The sequence below is a fragment of the Streptococcus sp. S5 genome (genome assembly GCF_034134805.1).
In the GTDB taxonomy this organism is placed as follows: domain Bacteria; phylum Bacillota; class Bacilli; order Lactobacillales; family Streptococcaceae; genus Streptococcus; species Streptococcus lingualis.
The window spans coordinates 1,806,997-1,827,203 of record NZ_CP139419.1; the positions used below are offsets into that span (position 1 = coordinate 1,806,997).

Sequence of the window (20,207 nt, forward strand, 5' to 3'; positions counted from 1 at the left end):
TGTTTCTCCTTAGCGTTGAGATAACTTTTCTTCGATGGTAGCAATCATTTCATCACGTACTTCTTTAACTGGGATTTCAACAATAACAGATCCCAAGAAACCACGCACCACTAAGCGTTCCGCTGTGTGTTGATCCAGACCACGACTCATGAGGTAATACATATCTTCTGGGTCCACTTGACCGATCGATGCAGCATGGCCTGCTGTAACGTCATTTTCATCAATCAAGAGGATTGGGTTGGCATCTGAACGCGCTTGGTCCGATAACATCAAAACACGGCTTTCTTGCTGAGCATCAGCTCCTTTAGCCCCCTTGATAATATGACCAATTCCGTTGAAGGTCAAGGTTCCTTTTTCAAGAATAACCCCGTGTTGCAAGATATTTCCGATCGAGTTGCAACCAAAGTTGGTCACGCGGGTGTCAATTCCTTGCACCTGACGACCGCTTGATAAGGCAACGACTTTCAAATCTGCATGACTTCCGTTTCCAACCAAGTCACTATCAAAGTCCGCAACCACATTTCCTTCATTCATAACACCGATAGCCCAATCAATGCTGGCATCCTGTCCTAGTTTCCCACGTCGACTGATGTAGGCTGTGACATTTTCACCCAGGCGGTCAATCGCCGCAAATTTCACTTGGGCACCTGAGCGGGCAATCACCTCAACCGTCACATTCGCAGTTGCTGTTGCTGAGCCATCACCTTTTGATTCCAAGCGTTCCAAATAGCTGAACTTGCTGTTTTTGCCTGCAATAATCAAAATGTGTTTATTGAAAGGTACATCACTGTCGCTATCCTGGTAGAAAATGCCTTCGATTGGTTCTGAAATTTCGACGTTATCTGGAATATAGAGAACAGCCCCACTATTAAAATAAGCTGTGTGGTAAGCTGCTAGTTTATCATCGTCGTATTTAACTGAAGACATAAAGTAGTCTTCCACCACCTGCGGAATTTCTTCTAGAGCAGTATGGAAATCTGTGAAAAGGACTCCTTGGTCTGCCAAGGCCTGTGGCACCTGTTCAAATACAGTTTGGGTTCCAACTTGGACCAATTTTAAGTTTGAATCGAGGGCTGTAAAATCGGGAACATTAGCAGAAGCCTCGCTTTCTGTGATCGTCCCATCTCCAAGATTCCAGCGGTGAAATTTGACGCGTTCAATGGCTGGCAATTCCAACTGATCGATCTTGTCAAAAGCTTTTTTTCGTAAATCTTGCAGCCAGCTTGGCTCAGCATGCAGTTCCGAAAAGAGGGTAATATTTTCAATACTCATTTTTTTCTCCTAATAAAGATACTATCTGTTTGATTTTATGACAACATTAGATCACTTGTCATCAGGTTATAGTTCTTCTTTATAGTCGTAACCGAGTTCTTCTGCGAGTTGGGCATAGCCTTCACGTTCCAAGCGTGCAGCCAATTCTGGCCCACCTGAAAGCACGACACGGCCTTCCATCATCACATGAACGACGTCAGGAGTAATATAGTTCAACAAACGTTGGTAGTGGGTGATGATCATCGCTCCAAAACCTTCACCTCGCATTGCATTAACCCCTTTAGATACGACCTTAAGAGCATCGATATCCAAACCAGAGTCAATTTCGTCCAACAGGGCAAATGTTGGTTCCAACATCAACAATTGAAGGATTTCATTGCGTTTTTTCTCACCACCAGAGAATCCTTCGTTCAAATAGCGTTCTGCCATTTCTTCTTTCATGTTGAGCAATTCCATCTTTTCATCCAATTTTTTGATGAAATCACGAATAGAGATCTTCTCGTCCTCTTCTTTACCAGCATTCATGGCTGCACGTAAAAATTCTGCATTGGTAATCCCTGGGATTTCTGAAGGGTATTGCATGGCAAGGAACAAGCCCATCCGTGCACGTTCGTCTACTTCCAATTCCAAGATGTTGACACCATCAAAGAGAATCTCCCCTTTGGTTACTTCATAATTTGGGTTTCCCATAATGGCAGCTGACAGAGTAGATTTCCCTGTTCCGTTTGGTCCCATGATGGCTGCTATCTCACCAGTTTTTAGGGTCAGGTTTACACCTTTTAAAATTTCTTTGCCTTCAATTTCAACGTGAAGGTCTTTAATTTCTAATGTCGACATTGCATTCCCTTTCTTTTTACTTTGAAGTCTAGAAGGTTCTCAAAGCATCGATTCCTTCATCACAAAGTATTTTTTTACCTTTCAAGTATATCAAAAAAAAGCCTAAATGGCTTTTCTTTTGATTAGAACTATTCTTATTTAGTTTTTTCTTTTCGTTTTTGACGAACTTCCTCCCGATAGGAAGAATTCCCTATATAGCGCAGAACATTTAACAAAGGACTATGATGTGGCCCCAGAATCCCAATCAATTCTGCTAACAACTCTACTCCAAACAAGAGCCCGATCACAAGTAGGACGCCCCCAATGCGACTCGAGATGTTGAGCAAGAGAGAAATCAAGGAGAAGATCATCGAAATTCCATAGATCACCAATACAGTTCCCCGATGTGTCAAGCCCAGAGAAAGAAGTCGGTGGTGCAAGTGATTGCGATCCGGTTTATAAAATTTTTGACCAGACAGGGTCCGACGGATAATGGCTAAAAAGGTATCTGTAATCGGTACTCCGAGGATAATCATTGGGGTGACTACCGCAACAGCTGTCGCATTTTTCAAACCTTGCAAGGACAAGACAGAAATCATGAATCCGATAAACAAGGCACCGGTGTCTCCTAGATAGAGAATGGCTGGATGGTAGTTAAAGGGAAAGAAACCAGCGATGGACGCAACCAAGACAAAGATCGTCATGGTCAGAAAGAGATTGGGTACTGGAAGAAAGAAATAGGACACAATCCCCATTGTCACTAGGGAAATAATAGAGACCCCACTCACCAATCCATCTAATCCATCAATCAGATTGACCGCATTGGTAATGGCAACAATCCAAATCACTGTCAAAAGATACGATAGCCATGGTTCAAAATGAAGTAAGGGCCCACCGAATGGAATCTTAAAATCATTCAGACGAAAATCTGTCAAAAACCAGACCAGACTCGCTGCCAGCAGGATGCCGATCATCTTTTTCTTGGCAGACAATTCTTTTACATCATCGATCAAGCCTGTGAGAGCGATAATCCATCCTGCGCCCACGACCGGCAAGGTATAAGATAGGTAATTTTTGATTGGTGCGGTAGTGGATGTCAGCATAGGAATAAACACAAGAGTCGCAATTGAAAAAGCAATCACGATAGACAGTCCACCCGCGCTTGGCATGGGCTTGGTATTGATCCGACGCGCATTCGGATAATCTACGGCATCAATCTTAAAGGAGAACAAGCGAACCAAGGGCGTCAATACCAAAGCAATCATAAAAGTTCCAATCAGCACCAGAACAAATTGCAAGGAAAAGGACATCATAAGCTAGCAACTTTCTTCAAATTCTCAATCGCACCAGACACCATTAATAAATGACCATGTTCCTGCAGAACGGCCCGTGTCACTTCTGAATCATCCGCATACTCCCGAATGATGGCAAGTAACCAGGTTGGATATTGATTTGGTTGATCCTCTGTATCGATCAAGACAGTTAAATAATAATCGGATCCCATTTTGTATAATTCAGAGGTATCCACTGGAAAGCTGACCGTTTTTGAAAAGGCAACTGCTTGCTGGATATTTGAAAAACGCAAAATGTAATAAATATACTGACTTACTGGTGCTTCAGATGTAGGATCTTGTTCTTGATTGTCCCGTAACTCTTCTTGTTCCAAATGGTGAATAGCTTCTGCATCCCCTTTTGTCTTATCAGAGATCGTTTTTTCCAAGGTTTTGATAAATTCATCTGGCGTCATGCGCGACAATTCTTCCATATCAGGAAGATCTGACAAATCCTCAAAATCCAATTGTTGATCAATTTTTGATTTGGTAACAAAAACATCCAATTTATCTGGTTTTGGTGTCACGCGAAAACTCAGCATCCCGCTATCCAGGAAGCTTTCTGGCATTTCGAGTTCATCCAAAATGGCATAGAAAAATTCTTCTGTTTTTTCTTGCGGGACAAGGAAATCAGCAATTTCCATCCCACGTTCTTCTAAGTCTTCTAGTTGGATCGTGATCTTAATAGTTGAATCACTAATTTGCTTCATCTTCATAGCATAACCTCATACTTCTAGTCTTACTATTATACTAAAAAATTGGATAGAATTCAAAAAAAGGATGCATAGAAAAGAGGTCGGGACAAAAGTCTCCAACCTCGAAAAATAATTTGATCAAGTTCAACCGTTCTCTTAGAAAATAACACGGAAGAGTCCATACAATAGCAAGATGGAACCAAGAACAATCCGGTATTTCCCAAAGACGGTGAAATCATGATTTTTCACATAATCTGTCAAGAAGCGGATAGCGTACATGCTGACCACAAAGGCCACTCCCATCGCTACCAGTAGAATAAAGAGTTGCCCCAGTGCTAGTGAATGTCCGCCAAGAGCGAATTTTCCAACCTTTAAGAGGCTAGCGCCAAACATGGCTGGGATCCCTAAATAAAAGGTAAATTCTGTCACCACTGGACGACTAACACCATTGATCAAGCCGCCTACAATCGTAGCACCTGAACGGCTTGTTCCTGGAAATAGCGATAAAACTTGGAAGAGTCCGATATAAAGAGCTGTTCGATAAGGTAGCTTATGCAATTCCGTTACTGCTGGCTCAACTTGTTCCCGTCTTTCTAGATAGATAAAGGCAATCCCGTAGGTGATCAACATAATCGCAACGGAAATCGAATTGTGAAAATGCGCCTCAAACCAATCATCTAATTTAAAAACAAAGACAAGCGGGAGCGTTGCAACCGCAACTTTTGCCCATAATTGCCAGGTCCGCCGTACTTCGATTGGAGATTTACCAGGTTTGAAGGGATACAATTTATCGAAATAAATCACCACAACCGCTAGGATCGCACCCAATTGGATCACGACATTGAACATCTCCATAAAGGCTGGATCTTGATTTTTAAACTGCACAAAATCCTGTAACAGAATCAAGTGACCTGTACTTGAGATCGGCAACCATTCTGTAATCCCCTCGACAATCCCAAAAAGAACCGCCTTGATTAATTCGATCAGAAACATCTTTTTCTCCTAAACTTACATTTGCTCTATTATATCATAAATCTATGGACTGGACCAGGCCTTCTAAACTAGAAGGGAAAGAGCGACCAAGACCATTCTTAGTGCTACTTAGAAGGCACCAAAGCCTCCTCCGCCTCCTCCGCCAGAGAAACCTCCTCCACTACCAGAGGAAACTGTGAAATGACTAGCCGTCGATGCTGTCGATCCATAAGTAGACATGGCATGACTTGAGTGGGTCACATCATGATAGAACGGAGTATAAACGAAGGCGTTTAAGGCTTGATTTTCTAAATGAATATTCCGAAGCTTCATGACCTTTGTGACCTGATCAGCTACACCATACAAGGCCGCATAGACCAATAAGCGATTCCATAGGACCAGAGACTGCAACTCTGCATCATTGAGGTGGGCAATCTCTTTCAACATCCGACCAAAACTATCCCAGTAATAGCGTTGCTCAGCACCCGCAAGATTGACAACTCCATCTCGTAGGCAGGCTTTAAAGACACCATTGAAGCGCACTGGCATAAACCAAAGTATGAGGATCCCTATCAAACAAGGAACAGAGAACCACCCCATCCCAAAGATAGCAAAGATTTCTGCTCCAAGAGCGATAAACCAAGCAGCCCAACCAAAGAAGAGACTTCGTCTAGCTTGCGCTTCTTCTTTTGCTTCTAAAGGGCGATAGTAGCTTGGCAAATGGAGATCTTCCACCTTGCGATGAACATCTCGGGCCACTTGGTTGACAGCCGTATCAAAGCGGCCCTGAGCCCAACTTCCTAGTGAACGAATGGCATCTTGATCTGCTTTTTTGGCATGTTTGTATACATCATCACTAAATTTATAATTCTCAAAGAGACGGTTAACAGGACAGGAAACTTGATCCCCAAAAGCCATATTCATAAAGGAGCGTTCAAAATCATCCACATGTCCATGAGACTTTCTCGTCAAAACGACTTCATTTCCTTGTTGCTCGTAGACAATCACTCCACGGTCCATCAGATCCAGCAAAGTAGCTTGAAGCATTTTTTCAAATGTAAACACCGGCGGAGTCGCCTTCTCTTTATTAGTCGGGGAGGCCTCGTCTAATTCAGCTGAATAAACAACCGAGCTCATGACAAGAGGTGCAATATCCTGTGGAATTTCATAAAGACGAGTATCGGTCGGATAGGTCACACCAGGCCAAATCATTTTTTTGAACCGATTGCGACCCAAGAGAGAAAGAAGCCAGAGTGCAATAATGAAGGCTGGCAAGATCCAGTTCCAAAACATGCGTGTCCAGTATTTTTCCTGTTCAATTTTAGCTTGGTTCTTGTGAAATTCATCCAATTTGGTCAATCCTGTATTTCGACCAGAATCATACAAAGTAGTTAGGTCTGACTTCAACCAGTAACCATACAACTCCACAGCTTTTCCTTTGCCTAGGTTATAGAAAGTGGCAGAATAGATTCCATCTTCTTTCTTTACAGTCACATCCGGTCCCATAAAGGCTGTATGGATATACAGTTCCGATTGGGCATTGGCTGGTGCAAACTTAGGAATGACACGAAATTGAACTTCGTCCACCTTCTGATCGCCATCCGTAATTGGTTTCCAGTTCAACTGCAAGATATCCTTGTGTGAATAAAGAAGATTTTTTAATTTCCATGTGACTTTAATTTTGACTGTATCTGTCGCTACACCACTGTTATAAATTTTCACTCGGTAGCCATCACCTAGATTCGTAATCTCGGGTTCTCTTTGAAGATCACGACCTTCCACCTCAACCTTTGGCGGTATCTCAATTGCAAAACCTTGTGGCATGTTGCCCGCAGTTCCTAGGCTAACATACTGCCCTCTATAAGAATCTTTGAAATAATAAACCAGTTCTTCCTCATAGGTGGCGTCGTCCCAGGTGTCCAAGGTCAAGGTTCCACCATAGTAAAGTACATCATAAGATGGACTAGATGCATGGACATTCTGACTGACAAAAAGGCAGGCCAGAAAGGCGAAAAAAACATACAAATACTTTTTCATTTGATCACGCTCCTTTGTATTATTATAGCATTTTTTAAATAAAAAGAGGACCATGTTTGAAATGCAGCCTATTTTACTGTACAATAGGAGAAGTTATAATAAGGAAGAGGAGAAAAAATGAAAAAAACATTATTCGCGCTCTTAACGGGGCTTTTCATTTGCCTGGGGATCACACAGGTTGCTCATGCAGATGACTATTTACGAATCGGAATGGAAGCGGCCTACGCTCCTTTCAACTGGACTCAAAAAGATGATTCAAATGGGGCTGTTAAGATTGATGGTACGAATCAATATGCCAATGGATATGATGTTCAAATCGCCAAAAAGGTAGCAGAGAAACTTGGAAAAAAACCACTAATTGTCAAAACATCTTGGAATGGACTAATCCCAGCTTTATCATCTGGAAAAATTGACATGATCATTGCAGGGATGAGTCCTACCGCAGAACGAAAAAAAGAAATAGCTTTCTCTAACAGCTACTATACCAGTGAGCCAGTTATGCTCGTTCGCAAAGATGGAAAATATGCAAATGCTACTACCTTAGATGACTTTAAAGATGCAAAGGTCACCTCTCAACAAGGTGTCTACCTATATAATCTTATTTCACAACTAAAAGGTTCTAAAAAAGTAACTGCTATGGGCGACTTTGCCCAAATGCGCCAAGCTTTAGAATCTGGTGTCATCGATGCCTATGTTTCAGAACGTCCCGAAGCATTGACAGCTGAATCTGCCAATTCAAATTTTAAAATGATTCAATTCAAAAATGGTTTTAAAGTTGGCGAAGAAGATGCCGCGATCGCTATCGGTATGAAAAAAGGTGATAGCCGGATTGACAAAGTCAATGCTGCTTTAGCAAACATTTCCACTAAAGAACAGGTCAAACTAATGGACGACATGGTGACAAAACAACCTGTTTCAACAGATACTACTGAGAGTAAAGAATCGTTCTTTGACCAAGTTGTAAACATCTTAAAAGAAAGTAGTCCACAGTTCTTACGTGGAACCGGAATGACCCTCTTGATTTCTATGACTGGGACAGTTGCCGGTTTGATTATTGGGTTATTGATTGGAGTTTACCGGACAGCTCCAAAAGCAAAAAATAAAGTCCTTGCTGGATTCCAAACTGCCTTTGGTTGGTTCTTGAACGTCTATATTGAAATCTTCCGTGGGACACCTATGATTGTACAATCTATGGTTATTTACTACGGAACAGCTCAAGCCTTTGGGATTTCAATCGACCGGACTCTCGCTGCCATCGTCATCGTATCTATCAACACAGGTGCCTACATGAGTGAAATTGTTCGTGGTGGGATCTACGCTGTGGATAAGGGGCAATTTGAAGCAGCTACGGCACTGGGAATGACCCATGGACAAACCATGCGCAAGGTTGTACTTCCACAAGTTATTCGCAATATCTTGCCAGCAACGGGGAATGAATTCGTCATTAACATTAAAGACACCTCTGTCTTGAACGTTATTTCTGTAGTTGAACTTTACTTCACAGGAAATACGGTTGCAACACAGAACTTCAAATACTTCCCAACCTTTACGATCATCGCTGTGATTTACTTCGTTCTCACCTTTACTATCACACGAATTCTTCGCTACATCGAACGTCGCTTAGATTCTGATACTTATACTACAGGTGCCAATCAAATGCAAGTCAGTGAGGTGAAATAATGGCAGAAAAAATTCTTGAAATCCAACATTTAAAAAAATCTTACGGTCAAAATGAAGTCTTGAAAGATATTTCGCTCACCGTTGAAAAAGGAGAGGTGATTTCCATCATCGGGAGCTCTGGTAGCGGAAAATCAACCTTCCTTCGCTCCATCAATCTTCTAGAGACTCCCACAGCTGGAGAGATTCTCTATCGTGGGCAAAATGTTCTTGATCCTGAGTATGATCTTACCCACTACCGCGAGAAATTAGGAATGGTTTTCCAAAGCTTTAATCTCTTCGAAAATTTAAACGTCTTGGAAAATACGATCGTTGCACAAACAACCGTCCTCAAGCGCGATCGTGAGACTGCAGAGAAAGTTGCCAAAGAAAACCTTGAAAAAGTCGGTATGGGATCTCAATATTGGGCTGCCCGTCCGAAACAACTTTCAGGTGGTCAAAAGCAACGGGTCGCTATCGCACGCGCCCTCTCAATGGATCCTGATGCCATTCTCTTCGATGAACCAACTTCTGCCCTAGACCCAGAAATGGTTGGGGAAGTCTTGAAAATCATGCAGGACCTGGCAAAAGAAGGACTCACCATGATTGTCGTAACCCACGAAATGGAATTTGCCCGCGATGTCTCTAGCCGGGTCATCTTCATGGACAAGGGTGTCATCGCTGAGCAAGGAGATCCAAAAGAAATCTTTAGCAATCCAAAAGAAGAACGGACCAAGGAATTCCTTCAACGCTTCTTACATTAATCTCTTGAAACAGTTTGCTTACCAGTATGGAAGCAAGCTGTTTTTTGTATCGCTTCTGCTTTTGAGGCATCGAAAAAAACCAGAGAGCAAACTCTCTGGTTTTCAATTGGAACAACAAATTAATCTTCGAATTTTTGATGATTTTTGTCATAAAAATCAATCAATCCAAGTGCAGTTTCAAACGAGATGTTCTTTACTTTTGCACGTCCTTGAGCCAAGGCAATGATAGACATTTCACGGGCATTTGTTTCTTTGCTGATACGATACCCTGTAATTTTCTTATCACGTACCCATCCAACAACTGATTCTACTTTCTCAAAGTTCGATTTAGCCATGATCTTTCTCCTATATTATTATTTCCAATACTAATATAAATTTTTTTGCACATTTTGTCAACTAAAATCGCTGAAAATACGAACCTTTTTTAAAAAATGATAAAAAGTTTACTTTGCTTTCAGGGCTGATAATATTTGTGTACGAATGTTTTCAACGCCATCAGGGTTTGCCGGTAGGAAAATCGTATTATTCCCTTCTTTATCTGCAAAATTATTTAGGGTATCTAAGTACTGGTTGGTTAAGAGAATAGACATGATTTGTTCTTCGGTCAAGTCTACATTCGCACCTTTTAACTCTTTAATAGAGTCTGCCAATCCATCGACAATGGCCTTCCGTTGCTCGGCAATACCAACCCCGTGCAAACGGTCTTTTTCCGCCTCTGCTTCGGCAGCAGTAACGATCTTGATTTTGTCTGCTTCTGCCAATTCCTGAGCTGCCACGCGTTTTCTTTGCGCCGCATTGATCTCGTTCATGGATTGTTTCACTTCGGCATCTGGCTCAACTTTGGTGATCAAGGTTTTAACAATAATATATCCATAAGTTGACATTTCTTCTGCTACTTGTTTTTGAACTTCAAGGGCGATTTCATCTTTTTTCTCAAATAATTCATCCAAGGTCAACTTAGGCACAGAAGAACGAAGAGCATCTTCAATGTATGATTTAATCTGTGATTCTGGACGCATGAGTTTGTAGTAGGCATCCTTTACGTTGCTTTCGTTCACTCGGTATTGCGTTGCCACATTCATGGTAACGAACACGTTATCCTGAGTTTTTGTTTCAACCACGATCTCACTCTGCAAGACGCGCAATTGAACACGTGCTGCAATTTTATCGATGCCAAAAGGCGCTCTCATATGAATACCACTGTCGCTAATTTTTTGATAACGTCCGAATCGCTCGATGATGGCAACTGATTGTTGCTTGACCACATATAGTGAGCTGATCACAATGACTCCTGCAACTAGGAGCAAGAATAAAACAAAGATAATAAATCCAGGCATAAAAAGTTCCTCCTTTTAATTTACGCATATCATATCACAAGTCTTCATAAAAAAGCAATATATTCCATAAAAATATATTGCTTAAATAGTCGATTATTTCTGCATGATACTCAGACCAGCATATTATAGAGAGTTTCATTGCCGTTCAAGTTAATGAAAGACGGATCAAAACGCTCGATACGGTTAACCAAGCCTGCATAGTCATGTTTATTGGCCAAAGTAACCCCAATCAAGACAGGGCCTGTTCCCTTACTAGCACGCTTGATGTATTCAAAACGCGTGATATCATCATTTGGTCCTAGGATATCATTTACAAATTCGCGAAGAGCTCCCGGACGTTGTGGGAAGTTGACGATAAAGTAGTGTTTTACTCCATCGTAAATCAAAGCCCGTTCTTCCATCTCAGGCATACGGTTGATATCATTATTCCCACCTGAGATAATACAACAAATAGTTTTCCCCTTGATGTATTCGCGCAAGATTTCAAGGGAGGCCACACTTGCAGCTCCCGCTGGTTCAGCTACGATCCCTTGTTTAGAATAAAGATCAATCAAGGTCTCTGAAATCAAGCCTTCATCGACTCCAACAAGAGTTTCCACATGCTGGCGGGTTACTTCATAAGTCAATTGGCCCACCTTTTGCACGGCAATCCCATCTGCAAACTTATCGATTTCTGGTAATTTGACGGGACCACCTGCTTCAAAAGCAGCCTTCATGGAGCGTGCTCCTTCGGCCTCTACCCCAATAACCTCAATCCGAGGCTCCGTTTCTTTGATATAGGTAGAAACACCTGAAATGAGGCCTCCTCCACCAACAGGAACGAGGACAGCATCAAAGGCAATCGATTCTTTTCGAGCTTCCTCAAGAATTTCATAGGCTACTGTTCCTTGGCCAGCCTGTACGTGTGGATCATCAAAAGGGTCAATAAAGGTCCGTTTTTCTGCAAGAGTAAATTCTTGGGCCGCCTTCGCTGATGCATCAAAGGTATCCCCGACCAACTTAATCGTTACATAGTCCCCACCAAAGAATCGGACTTGGCCGATCTTTTGTTGCGGTGTTGTAATCGGCATGAAGATGGTCGCTGGAATCTTCATTTCATTACAAGTATAAGCAACTCCTTGCGCGTGGTTTCCCGCAGATGCACACACTACCCCACGCTCACGCTCTTCTTTTGAGAGTTGAGAAATTGCAAAATACGCTCCACGAATCTTGAACGAACGAACACGTTGGGCGTTTTCTTTTTTCAAATAAATCTTTGCCCCATATTTTTCAGATAAATAGTGGTCGTATTCAAGGGGCGTATTGACAACGACTCCACTTAATATTTTATGGGCCTTGGCCACATCTTTTGCTGTTATCATTTCATACCTCTGTTGCTGTGTATTGATCAAAAAAGCAAGCCAGGGTGTCCCAACTTGCTTAGTCTTCTACAGACAATTAGTTGTAGATTTTGAAGGCGTCATCGTCGTTTTGACCAACGAACGGCATCGCTTTACGCAATTCAGCACCAACTTTTTCAATTTCAAGGTTAGCAGCTTGTTCACGGTAAGCAGTTAATTTTGGACGTCCAGCTTTGTAGTCGTTAACAAAGTCGTTAGCGAAGTTACCATTTTGAATATCAGCAAGAACAGCTTTCATATTTTCTTTCACTTGTTCAGTGATTACACGTGGGCCTGATACATAGTCACCGTATTCAGCAGTGTTAGAGATTGATTGACGCATTTTCTTGAAGCCACCTTCGTAGATCAAGTCCACAATCAATTTCATTTCGTGAAGAACTTCAAAGTATGCCAATTCTGGAGCATAACCGGCTTCAGTCAATACTTCAAAACCAGCTTCGATAAGGGCAGTCAAACCACCACAAAGTACAGCTTGTTCTCCGAACAAATCTTCTTCCGTTTCTTCTTTGTAGGTTGTTTCAAGAAGACCAACGCGTGCCGCACCAACACCTTTACACCAGTCCATAGCGATATCTTTCGCATTACCTGTAGCATCTTGATAGACTGCGTAAAGTGCTGGTACACCAAATCCTTCAGTATAAGTACGACGAACCAAGTGACCTGGTCCTTTCGGTGCACACATAAAGACATCGACATCCGCTGGAACTTTGATGAATTCAAAGTGGATATTGAATCCGTGTGCAAAACCAACAGCATTACCCGCTTCAAGATTTGGCGCAATTTCTGTTTCGTACAATTCTTGTTGGATTTCATCCGGAGCCAAAATCATGATCACGTCTGCCAATTTAGTCGCTTCTGCTACTGTATAGGTATCAAAACCATCTTCTTTTGCTTTATCGAATGATTTACCTGGACGTACACCGATGATGACATCATGACCTGAGTCACGCAAGTTTTGTGCATGCGCATGTCCTTGTGAACCATAACCGATCACAGCAATTTTCTTACCGTTTAATGCTGCAACTTTAACGTCTTTTTCGTATTCCATTTGAACTGCCATAAGTAAAATCTCTTTTCTATTTTATTATTTGCCTTTTTAAGGCGGAGTTGACAATGTTAAGGTGAGATTTAATCTCGAGTAAATCCGGTTGCACCGGTGCGGGCAATGTTTTTAATCCCATAAGGTCGAATAACACGAATGAGGGCTTCGCTCTTTTCTGCATTTCCCGTCATTTGAACGGTGATAGAGCTTGGAGCTACATCGACCACGGTCGCACGGAAAGGTTGGATAATGGCCAATATTTCTGCCCGCTTCTCAGCTGGTGCAGAAACTTTCACCAGGATCACTTCGCGCTCCATGTGTGGTTTGTCAGTGATATCACGAATGCGAATCACATCAATCTGGCGGTTGAGCTGTTTGATGATTTGCTCTACTTCATCATGCGAAGCAACATCAATGATAATGGTAATCCGCGATACATTAGGGTTTTCTGTTGCGCCGACAGAGATACTTTCGATATTGACTTGACGTCTCGACAAGACTCCAGTAAAGCGGTTCAGAACACCTGAGCGGTTTTGAAGTTTGGCTGTTAACATTCTACGCATTAAACTTCACCCCCAACATCTCATGATTACTCTTACCAGCTGGTACCATCGGCAAGACATGCTCTTTCCGAGAAATGTCTACTTCGATGAACATTGGTACATCTTCTGTGATGACTTCCAAATCCTTCTCCAGAGTTTCAGGATTATCAAATTTATAATTCTTGATCCCGTAAGCTTGCGCCATCAATTGGAAATCCGGAAGGCTATCAAAGACTGACTCTGACGTCCGACCATCATAGAAGGCTTCTTGCCATTGACGGACCATCCCAAGCGAGTGGTTGTTGAGCATAACGACCTTGATCGGAACCTTATAAATATTTAAGATCGCCAATTCTTGGTTGGTCATTTGGAAACCACCATCTCCGACAAAGAGAACAACTTCTTTATCTGGATTGGCAATTTTCGCTCCGATAGCTGCAGGAACACCGAATCCCATCGTTCCTAGACCACCAGATGTTACCAATTGGCGCTCATTTTGGTAAGGATAGTATTGAGCCGCCCACATTTGGTGTTGTCCAACGTCTGTGACGACAATAGCGTCCCCCTTGGTCAACTCTCCGATGCGTTCGATCACAGCTTGTGGTTGCACAACCCGTTCTTTCTTGTCGTATGAACGAACCCGGTTCTTATCTTGGGTCACCTTTTCAATCCATTTTTCTGTGTTGTTATGAACCGTTGGCTCTGCTAGCAACTGTTGCAAGGCTTTCTTTGCATCGCCAACAACAGGAATGTCGACAGCAATGATCTTCCCAATCTCTGCAGGATCAATGTCAATATGGGCAACCTTAGCATTTTTAGCGAAAGTCTTTGGATTCCCTGTCAAACGGTCATCAAATCGACAACCAACACTGATCATGAAATCTGTCTCTGTCATAGCGATATTGGCCGCGAAGGATCCATGCATGCCTCCCATCCCTAGGAAAAGAGGATGACTGGTCGCAATCGTTCCTTGACCTAACAGACTGGTCACTACTGGAATCTGATAGCGCTCTGCTAGAGCAATCAACTCTTTTGCAGCTCCAGCGTAACTCACCCCACCACCAGCAAGAAGAACTGGTTTTTTAGCCTTACTCAATTGCTTCAAAATCTTTTTGATCTGCAATTCATTGGGTTCAATGGTAGGCTGGTAGCTTGGAAGCTTCACACTTGGTTCATAGATAAAATCTGTCTCTAAAGCAGACACATCCTTTGGAAGGTCAATTACCACAGGGCCAGGACGGCCGGTCGTCGCAATATGGACAGCTTCTGTGATAATTCGTGGAATATCTGCCGTCTCACGTACTTGATAATTGTACTTGGTGATGGGCATGGTAATTCCCACGATATCCGCTTCTTGAAAGGCGTCTTTCCCGATCCCAGCACGATTGACTTGACCAGTGAAGACTAATAAGGGAACGCTATCGCTCATGGCATCTGCAATCCCTGTAATGGCATTTGTAGCCCCCGGTCCACTAGTGACGACTGCGACACCCAGCTTTCCAGTTGATTTGGCGTAGCCTTCAGCCTCATGCAAGCATCCTTGTTCATGACGACCCAAGATATGCTGGATACCCTCAAAGCTATAGATGGCATCGTATAAAGGCAAAACCGCTCCACCAGGATAACCAAAAATCGTGTCAATGCCCAAATCACGCAGGGTTTCAAGAACGAGCTCTGAACCGGTTTTTGCAGTTTCTAAGGTAATTTTCTCCATGTCTCTCCTTTCCAGTACTTTGTATATCAAATTAGCATGCTACTATCATACCATTTTTAGAAAATATTTCAAGGAAAAATAGTAAATTTTCTGAATTTTCTATCCAAATCCGAAGAATGAGAGTTTTTCTAAAAATGCTACGTCTATCACAAAAAAAGTCTCTAGGAAACCCTAGAAACTTTTCTTCCTTATAACCAACCCTTTTCTTGGGCAATTTTTGCCGCCTCAGTCCGGTTTTCCGCATCCAACTTGGTCAGAATGGCTGACATATAATTGCGGATGGTCCCGTTTGAGAGGAATAAGCGATCAGCAATTTCTTGGTTAGAAGCCCCTTTTGCGACTTCTTTTAAAACTGCCTTTTCTTGAGTGCTTAGAGGATTGGGATGGGTCAAGATCCCTTCCATTAATTCAGGCGAATATTCTTTTTGCCCTGCTAAAACTGCATGAAGAGTCGCCATCAAATCCGTAATGCGGCGTTCTTTTAAGACATAGGCATCGACTCCAGCCTTGAGTGCCCGCTCGAAATAGCCCGGCCGCTTAAAAGTGGTAACGATGACGACCTTGAGCTGGGGTTGTTGACTTTTAGCCCATTCCAACACTTCTAACCCGGTTTTGATGGGCATTTCGATATCTAAAATCGCAATATCGACTGGATGTGTTTCGAGTAAACGAATAGCCTCTTGCCCATCGCCAGCCTGCAAGACATCTTCCACATCCTCTTGCAGGAGCAAGAGCTGGCAGAGCGCATCGCGCAACATACTTTGGTCTTCAGCAACTAATAAGCGCATCTTATTTCCTTTCTTGATAGGGGATCCGTATTTCTATCCGGGTCGGATTGTGTTGATGACTGATCTCCAGCTCTCCTCCCAACAAGGCAATCCGTTCGCGAATCGAGTGCAGGTCTTCGTCAGAGACTTTGTCAAAGCCGATGCCATTATCTTCTGCGACCATTTCCACACCTGTCTCGGTGGAGCGATAAGAGAGAAGGGCCTGCGTCGCTTTAGCGTGTTTGATCATATTGGTAGCTAATTCCAGAGATACCATGGCCAGAGCAGATTCTAGAATCGGCGAGATGCTGGCTGTATCAAGCTCATTTTGAATCTCAACTTTGATTTGCGCCACTTCGAGCATTTGCTTGACGGTTTCTAGCTCTCTTGCCAGGGTTCGCTGCTTCAAGTTCTCGACAATCTCTCGGACTTGGTGCATGGACTCTTGACTGATGGCTTGAATCTCTTGCACCTGCTCCTGCGCCTTCTCAACCTGACCCAATGCTAAGAATTGATCAGCTAGGTCCGCCTTGACACTGAGCATGGCAAAGGTGTGTCCCAGACTGTCATGCAGATCGCGGCCAATCCGATGGCGCTCGTTTTCTGCCAACAAGAGATTGATCTGGGCATTTTGCTTGGCATGGTCAGCTTTCAACTCTTCCACCATCCGAATCCGAATCATGCCGTAGGTCATGGCATGGGTAAAAAAGAAAATAATGATTAAAAATACCCATTCATACTCCATCGCACTCTGTTTGAAAAAGATGGCCCCAAAAAGCAGGAATTGCGATAGAAAAACTGTCCAAAGATAGGGAGAGCGAAAATTGCGAATCTCAAAGTGATAGACCAATAGGTTGCTGATGAAGAAATAAAACCAAAAATAGTTGGCGTTAATAAAAAGAGTATTTCCTGCTACATAGGCTAGGAGGTATAGCCAACAAATCCAGGTCAGCTTTTTGTTTTCAGTAATCAAGACTCCTAGATAGGAAGCAATAAACAAGAGGGCTAAAAAGAAGTGCCAGTAGGGGACCTCCCCTAATAAAATAGAGATAAAGGGAAAGCCCATAAAGACTAGGCTAGCGTAAAACATATAATGGATACGCTTGAGTTTTTCAATCATGAACGAACCTCAGAATGACGACGATAAACAATGACAAGGGTAAACAAGACCAGGGTAAACAAGGTTAAATAGACACTAGCGAGAACATTGATCTGCCCCTTGTTTAAAAAGGTCTTGATCAGCTCCATCAATTGATAGGTTGGTAGGCATTTGCCGATGGCTTGCATCCATTCTGGAAAGAGACTAATGGGCATCCAAAGGCCACCCATGACAGCCAGTCCCATGTAAAGGAGATTACCTACAACAGACATCAATTGACTAGAAGGAAGCAGGGTCAAGACCAGACCGAGAGCCACAAAAGCTAGACTTCCTAGGATGAGAATAAAGGCTGCTAAGACCCAATCCTGTAGGGGCATATTCACATGCCGCACCACATGGCCCACGGTAAAGACAACTACAATCGAAAGGAGAAAATCGACAAAGAGACCTACAACCTTTATTAGATAATATTCTACCATAGATACGGGGGTATGGCGCAAGACTTTTTGCCAATTATTGAGTCGATCGGTTTCAAGAACGGTTGGAAAAGAAAAGATAGCCGTAGACATCATAGAAAATGCCGTCATAGAAAGGAGATAATCCCTCATAAAGTGAGCGGGTGCCCCTGGTGTGTCCTGGTACATCCCTGAAAAGAAGAGATAAAAGGCCGTGGGCATCCCAATTGATAACAAGTAATAAATGGCTTGGCGTTTAGTTAAATGCCACTCAACCACGCCAAGAGCTTTCATGCGTTTCATCTTCTCTACCTACTTCCTTTGTATTTTCAAAAATAGAATCCAATAAACTTCTATTGGTCACTTCAATCTCTTGGATTGAACAGCTTTCTTCTTGCAATCGCCTCCACAAACGATTGGCGTCCCGTGTCACAACCTGAAGGGCATCGGGTTTAATGACCACTTGACCAATGTCTTCCATCTCTGCCACTAGAGCTTGGTAGCGCAAAGGCAAGGTAAAATGTTTTTCTACCTCTTCGCTTCTCATAGCGAGAGGTGTCGTATCCCGAAGCAAATGGCCCTGGTGCAAGACCAAAATTCGATCAGCCGTGTGCTCTACTTCCTCGATGTAATGCGAAGAATAGACAATGGTCACACCCTCTTCCTTTAAATGCCCGACAATCTCCCAGAAGCGTTGGCGAGTGGACGTATCCATTCCCGCAGTTGGCTCATCTAAGAAAAGTAAGCTGGGACAACCAATCAAGGTTAGAACAAAGGATAAGAGGCGCTTTTGACCACCAGACAACTTACTAGCCAATTGTTTCTTTTGTTCTGAGCTAAAACGTAATAAATCATCAATTTCTTCCCCTGTTAAGGGTTGGGGATAAATAGAGCGAAAGAAGTTAATCAGTTCCTGCACGGTTAACTTTTGAACGATGGCATTCTCTTGAGGGAGATAGGACACACTAGCCTTTAACTGAGGATGACCAGGTGCCTTCCCCTCTACTTCAATAATCCCAGAAGTCGCCTTCATATCTCCCAGAAGACAGTTCATCAAGGTTGTTTTCCCTGCCCCGTTTGGCCCAATCAAGGCCAGACAGTCCCCTCGTTCCACTGTGAAAGAAAGATCTTCTAGGATCACCTTTCCTTTGATACTTTTGTTCAAGTTCTCTACTCTAATGACACTCATGAGACTCTCCTTTCAACCAGATTTGACCAGCTGGAATGATGACAAAGACGACCAAGGTCACTCCCGTTTTGTTCATTGCTCCATTTCCTTTTTAACCGCCTTGACCATTTTCAAAACTTCTTGGATCGCCCAACTCATGATGCCAAGCCCAGCAAATAATTCCCAAGGAAAATGGTAATAGAGACTATCATCCTTTGAAAAGATCAAATAGACGACCATCCCCACCACTGTTAACGTAAACACTTTATAGAACCATTGTTTCATTTTTCCTTACCTCTTACTTTCTGACTATATTATAGCGAAAGAAAATAACAGCCACTAGATAATTTTGTCACTCGCTCACATGACAAAAGTCACTAAAAAAAGCCAAGTGACTTCACTCGACTTTTTCTATTCTTCTTACTGGCCTTCTTCTTTCATGCCATGCAATTTTAAGGCCTTGACCAAGGCATCTGCCTTCATGTTTTTCAAATCATTGAGACCAGCATCTTTGAAGTAAGAAATTTCTTCTAGAGACTTGGCATCAATTAGGTTGAGGTCAATCACACTGGTTGAGAGCAATTTTTTCTCTGGTGTGACTGTGTATTCCAAACTAAAACCGGGAACGGTTTTTAGCTTCTTATAGTCTTCATTTTGCTCCAGCAAAGCTTGAATGGCTGCTGTGAGTTCTTCAGGCGACTTCTCTGCTGCGATGGTCCCAAGTTGTTGGGGCAGATCGGCCGTCACTTCGATGCGAAGGTTTTCTACCTTATCTCCCTTAGACTTGATGATATCCCGGTGTTTTGTTCCATTGATATCTCCTACTAAGGTTGTGGTTTTTTCTTCATTTTTTACTTCTTTTTTAACAGAGGAACTGCTAGATGAGCTAGCGGTTGTAGTTTTCTTTGTTTGGGATTGCGAACAACCAGTCAATACCAAAATGGCTAGCCCAAGGGTTACAAAAAATTTCTTCATTTTTATAACTCTCCTTTCACATACTGATACCAGTATAACATATCGCGTCTTTCTTGTCTAAAAACTCCACTGCTCAAACCATTTCCCCCTCATTTCAAGCTCTTCAATTTGAATAAAAAACTGATGAATGTGAGACTTTTTGCAGAAACTCCTTTTTCTCACGAA

20 protein-coding genes are annotated in these 20,207 nt (G+C 42.6%); 2 read left to right on the forward strand and 18 right to left on the reverse strand.

Going from position 1 to position 20,207, the window contains the following annotated elements; all coding sequences use genetic code 11:
- Positions 1-9 precede the first annotated feature (9 nt).
- The 6 genes from sufD to SM123_RS08765 all read right to left on the reverse strand — a co-directional run bounded on the left by sufD (position 10) and on the right by SM123_RS08765 (position 7,123).
- Complete coding sequence (gene sufD / locus SM123_RS08740; protein ID WP_070590541.1) at positions 10-1,272, reverse strand: Fe-S cluster assembly protein SufD; 1,263 nt, start codon at positions 1,270-1,272, stop codon at positions 10-12.
- Positions 1,273-1,338: 66 nt separating this feature from the next.
- Positions 1,339-2,109, reverse strand: a complete 771-nt coding sequence (gene sufC, locus SM123_RS08745) for a Fe-S cluster assembly ATPase SufC (RefSeq protein ID WP_003004238.1) — start codon at positions 2,107-2,109, stop codon at positions 1,339-1,341.
- A gap of 134 nt (positions 2,110-2,243) precedes the next feature.
- Positions 2,244-3,401, reverse strand: coding sequence for a glycosyltransferase family 4 protein (locus SM123_RS08750; protein ID WP_320909443.1), 1,158 nt, complete (start codon positions 3,399-3,401; stop codon positions 2,244-2,246).
- Positions 3,398-4,135: an adaptor protein MecA gene (mecA, locus tag SM123_RS08755; protein WP_003004768.1), complete on the reverse strand. Its 738-nt coding sequence runs from the start codon at positions 4,133-4,135 to the stop codon at positions 3,398-3,400. Before mecA ends, SM123_RS08750 begins: the two co-directional genes overlap by 4 nt.
- 135 nt (positions 4,136-4,270) lie before the next feature.
- Complete coding sequence (locus tag SM123_RS08760; protein WP_003010265.1) at positions 4,271-5,107, reverse strand: undecaprenyl-diphosphate phosphatase; 837 nt, start codon at positions 5,105-5,107, stop codon at positions 4,271-4,273.
- 108 nt (positions 5,108-5,215) lie between these two features.
- Complete coding sequence (locus tag SM123_RS08765; RefSeq protein WP_320909444.1) at positions 5,216-7,123, reverse strand: DUF2207 domain-containing protein; 1,908 nt, start codon at positions 7,121-7,123, stop codon at positions 5,216-5,218.
- A gap of 117 nt (positions 7,124-7,240) precedes the next feature.
- On the opposite strand from SM123_RS08765, the gene SM123_RS08770 reads away from it, so the two are divergent.
- Positions 7,241-8,803: an ABC transporter substrate-binding protein/permease gene (locus SM123_RS08770; RefSeq protein ID WP_320909445.1), complete on the forward strand. Its 1,563-nt coding sequence runs from the start codon at positions 7,241-7,243 to the stop codon at positions 8,801-8,803.
- Positions 8,803-9,543, forward strand: coding sequence for an amino acid ABC transporter ATP-binding protein (locus tag SM123_RS08775; protein WP_003010256.1), 741 nt, complete (start codon positions 8,803-8,805; stop codon positions 9,541-9,543). Before SM123_RS08770 ends, SM123_RS08775 begins: the two co-directional genes overlap by 1 nt.
- 119 nt (positions 9,544-9,662) lie before the next feature.
- On the opposite strand, the gene SM123_RS08780 is transcribed toward SM123_RS08775, so the two are convergent.
- The 12 genes from SM123_RS08780 to SM123_RS08835 all read right to left on the reverse strand — a co-directional run bounded on the left by SM123_RS08780 (position 9,663) and on the right by SM123_RS08835 (position 20,042).
- Positions 9,663-9,878, reverse strand: a complete 216-nt coding sequence (locus SM123_RS08780; RefSeq protein ID WP_003004771.1) for a capsule biosynthesis transcriptional regulator — start codon at positions 9,876-9,878, stop codon at positions 9,663-9,665.
- A 108-nt stretch (positions 9,879-9,986) separates the two neighbouring features.
- Positions 9,987-10,880 carry an SPFH domain-containing protein gene (locus SM123_RS08785; protein ID WP_003004210.1) on the reverse strand — a complete coding sequence of 298 codons (894 nt, stop codon included), beginning with the start codon at positions 10,878-10,880 and terminating at the stop codon, positions 9,987-9,989.
- Positions 10,881-10,990: 110 nt separating this feature from the next.
- Complete coding sequence (gene ilvA / locus SM123_RS08790) at positions 10,991-12,241, reverse strand: threonine ammonia-lyase IlvA (RefSeq protein WP_049488677.1); 1,251 nt, start codon at positions 12,239-12,241, stop codon at positions 10,991-10,993.
- Between the two features lie 76 nt (positions 12,242-12,317).
- Positions 12,318-13,340: a ketol-acid reductoisomerase gene (gene ilvC / locus SM123_RS08795; RefSeq protein ID WP_003010246.1), complete on the reverse strand. Its 1,023-nt coding sequence runs from the start codon at positions 13,338-13,340 to the stop codon at positions 12,318-12,320.
- Between the two features lie 68 nt (positions 13,341-13,408).
- Positions 13,409-13,885 (reverse strand): acetolactate synthase small subunit, encoded by a 477-nt coding sequence (gene ilvN, locus SM123_RS08800; RefSeq protein ID WP_320909446.1) that lies wholly within the window; start codon positions 13,883-13,885, stop codon positions 13,409-13,411.
- Positions 13,878-15,578, reverse strand: coding sequence for an acetolactate synthase large subunit (locus tag SM123_RS08805; RefSeq protein ID WP_003004603.1), 1,701 nt, complete (start codon positions 15,576-15,578; stop codon positions 13,878-13,880). Before SM123_RS08805 ends, ilvN begins: the two co-directional genes overlap by 8 nt.
- Positions 15,579-15,766: 188 nt before the next feature.
- Positions 15,767-16,366 carry a response regulator transcription factor gene (locus SM123_RS08810; protein WP_320909447.1) on the reverse strand — a complete coding sequence of 200 codons (600 nt, stop codon included), beginning with the start codon at positions 16,364-16,366 and terminating at the stop codon, positions 15,767-15,769.
- Position 16,367: 1 nt separating this feature from the next.
- The gene (locus SM123_RS08815) at positions 16,368-17,465 is read right to left on the reverse strand and encodes a sensor histidine kinase (protein WP_320909448.1); all 1,098 of its coding nucleotides are present in this window, start codon (positions 17,463-17,465) and stop codon (positions 16,368-16,370) included.
- On the reverse strand, positions 17,462-18,202 hold the full coding sequence (locus tag SM123_RS08820; RefSeq protein ID WP_320909449.1) for an ABC transporter permease: 741 nt from the start codon (positions 18,200-18,202) through the stop codon (positions 17,462-17,464). Before SM123_RS08820 ends, SM123_RS08815 begins: the two co-directional genes overlap by 4 nt.
- Positions 18,171-19,088, reverse strand: coding sequence for an ABC transporter ATP-binding protein (locus SM123_RS08825; protein ID WP_320909450.1), 918 nt, complete (start codon positions 19,086-19,088; stop codon positions 18,171-18,173). Before SM123_RS08825 ends, SM123_RS08820 begins: the two co-directional genes overlap by 32 nt.
- 72 nt (positions 19,089-19,160) lie before the next feature.
- Entirely contained in the window at positions 19,161-19,352 is a 192-nt protein-coding gene (locus tag SM123_RS08830; RefSeq protein WP_320909451.1) for a hypothetical protein, read from the reverse strand.
- Between the two features lie 135 nt (positions 19,353-19,487).
- A complete protein-coding gene (locus SM123_RS08835) occupies positions 19,488-20,042 on the reverse strand; it encodes an SP0191 family lipoprotein (protein WP_320909452.1) in 555 nt (184 codons plus the stop codon).
- Positions 20,043-20,207: the final 165 nt, after the last annotated feature.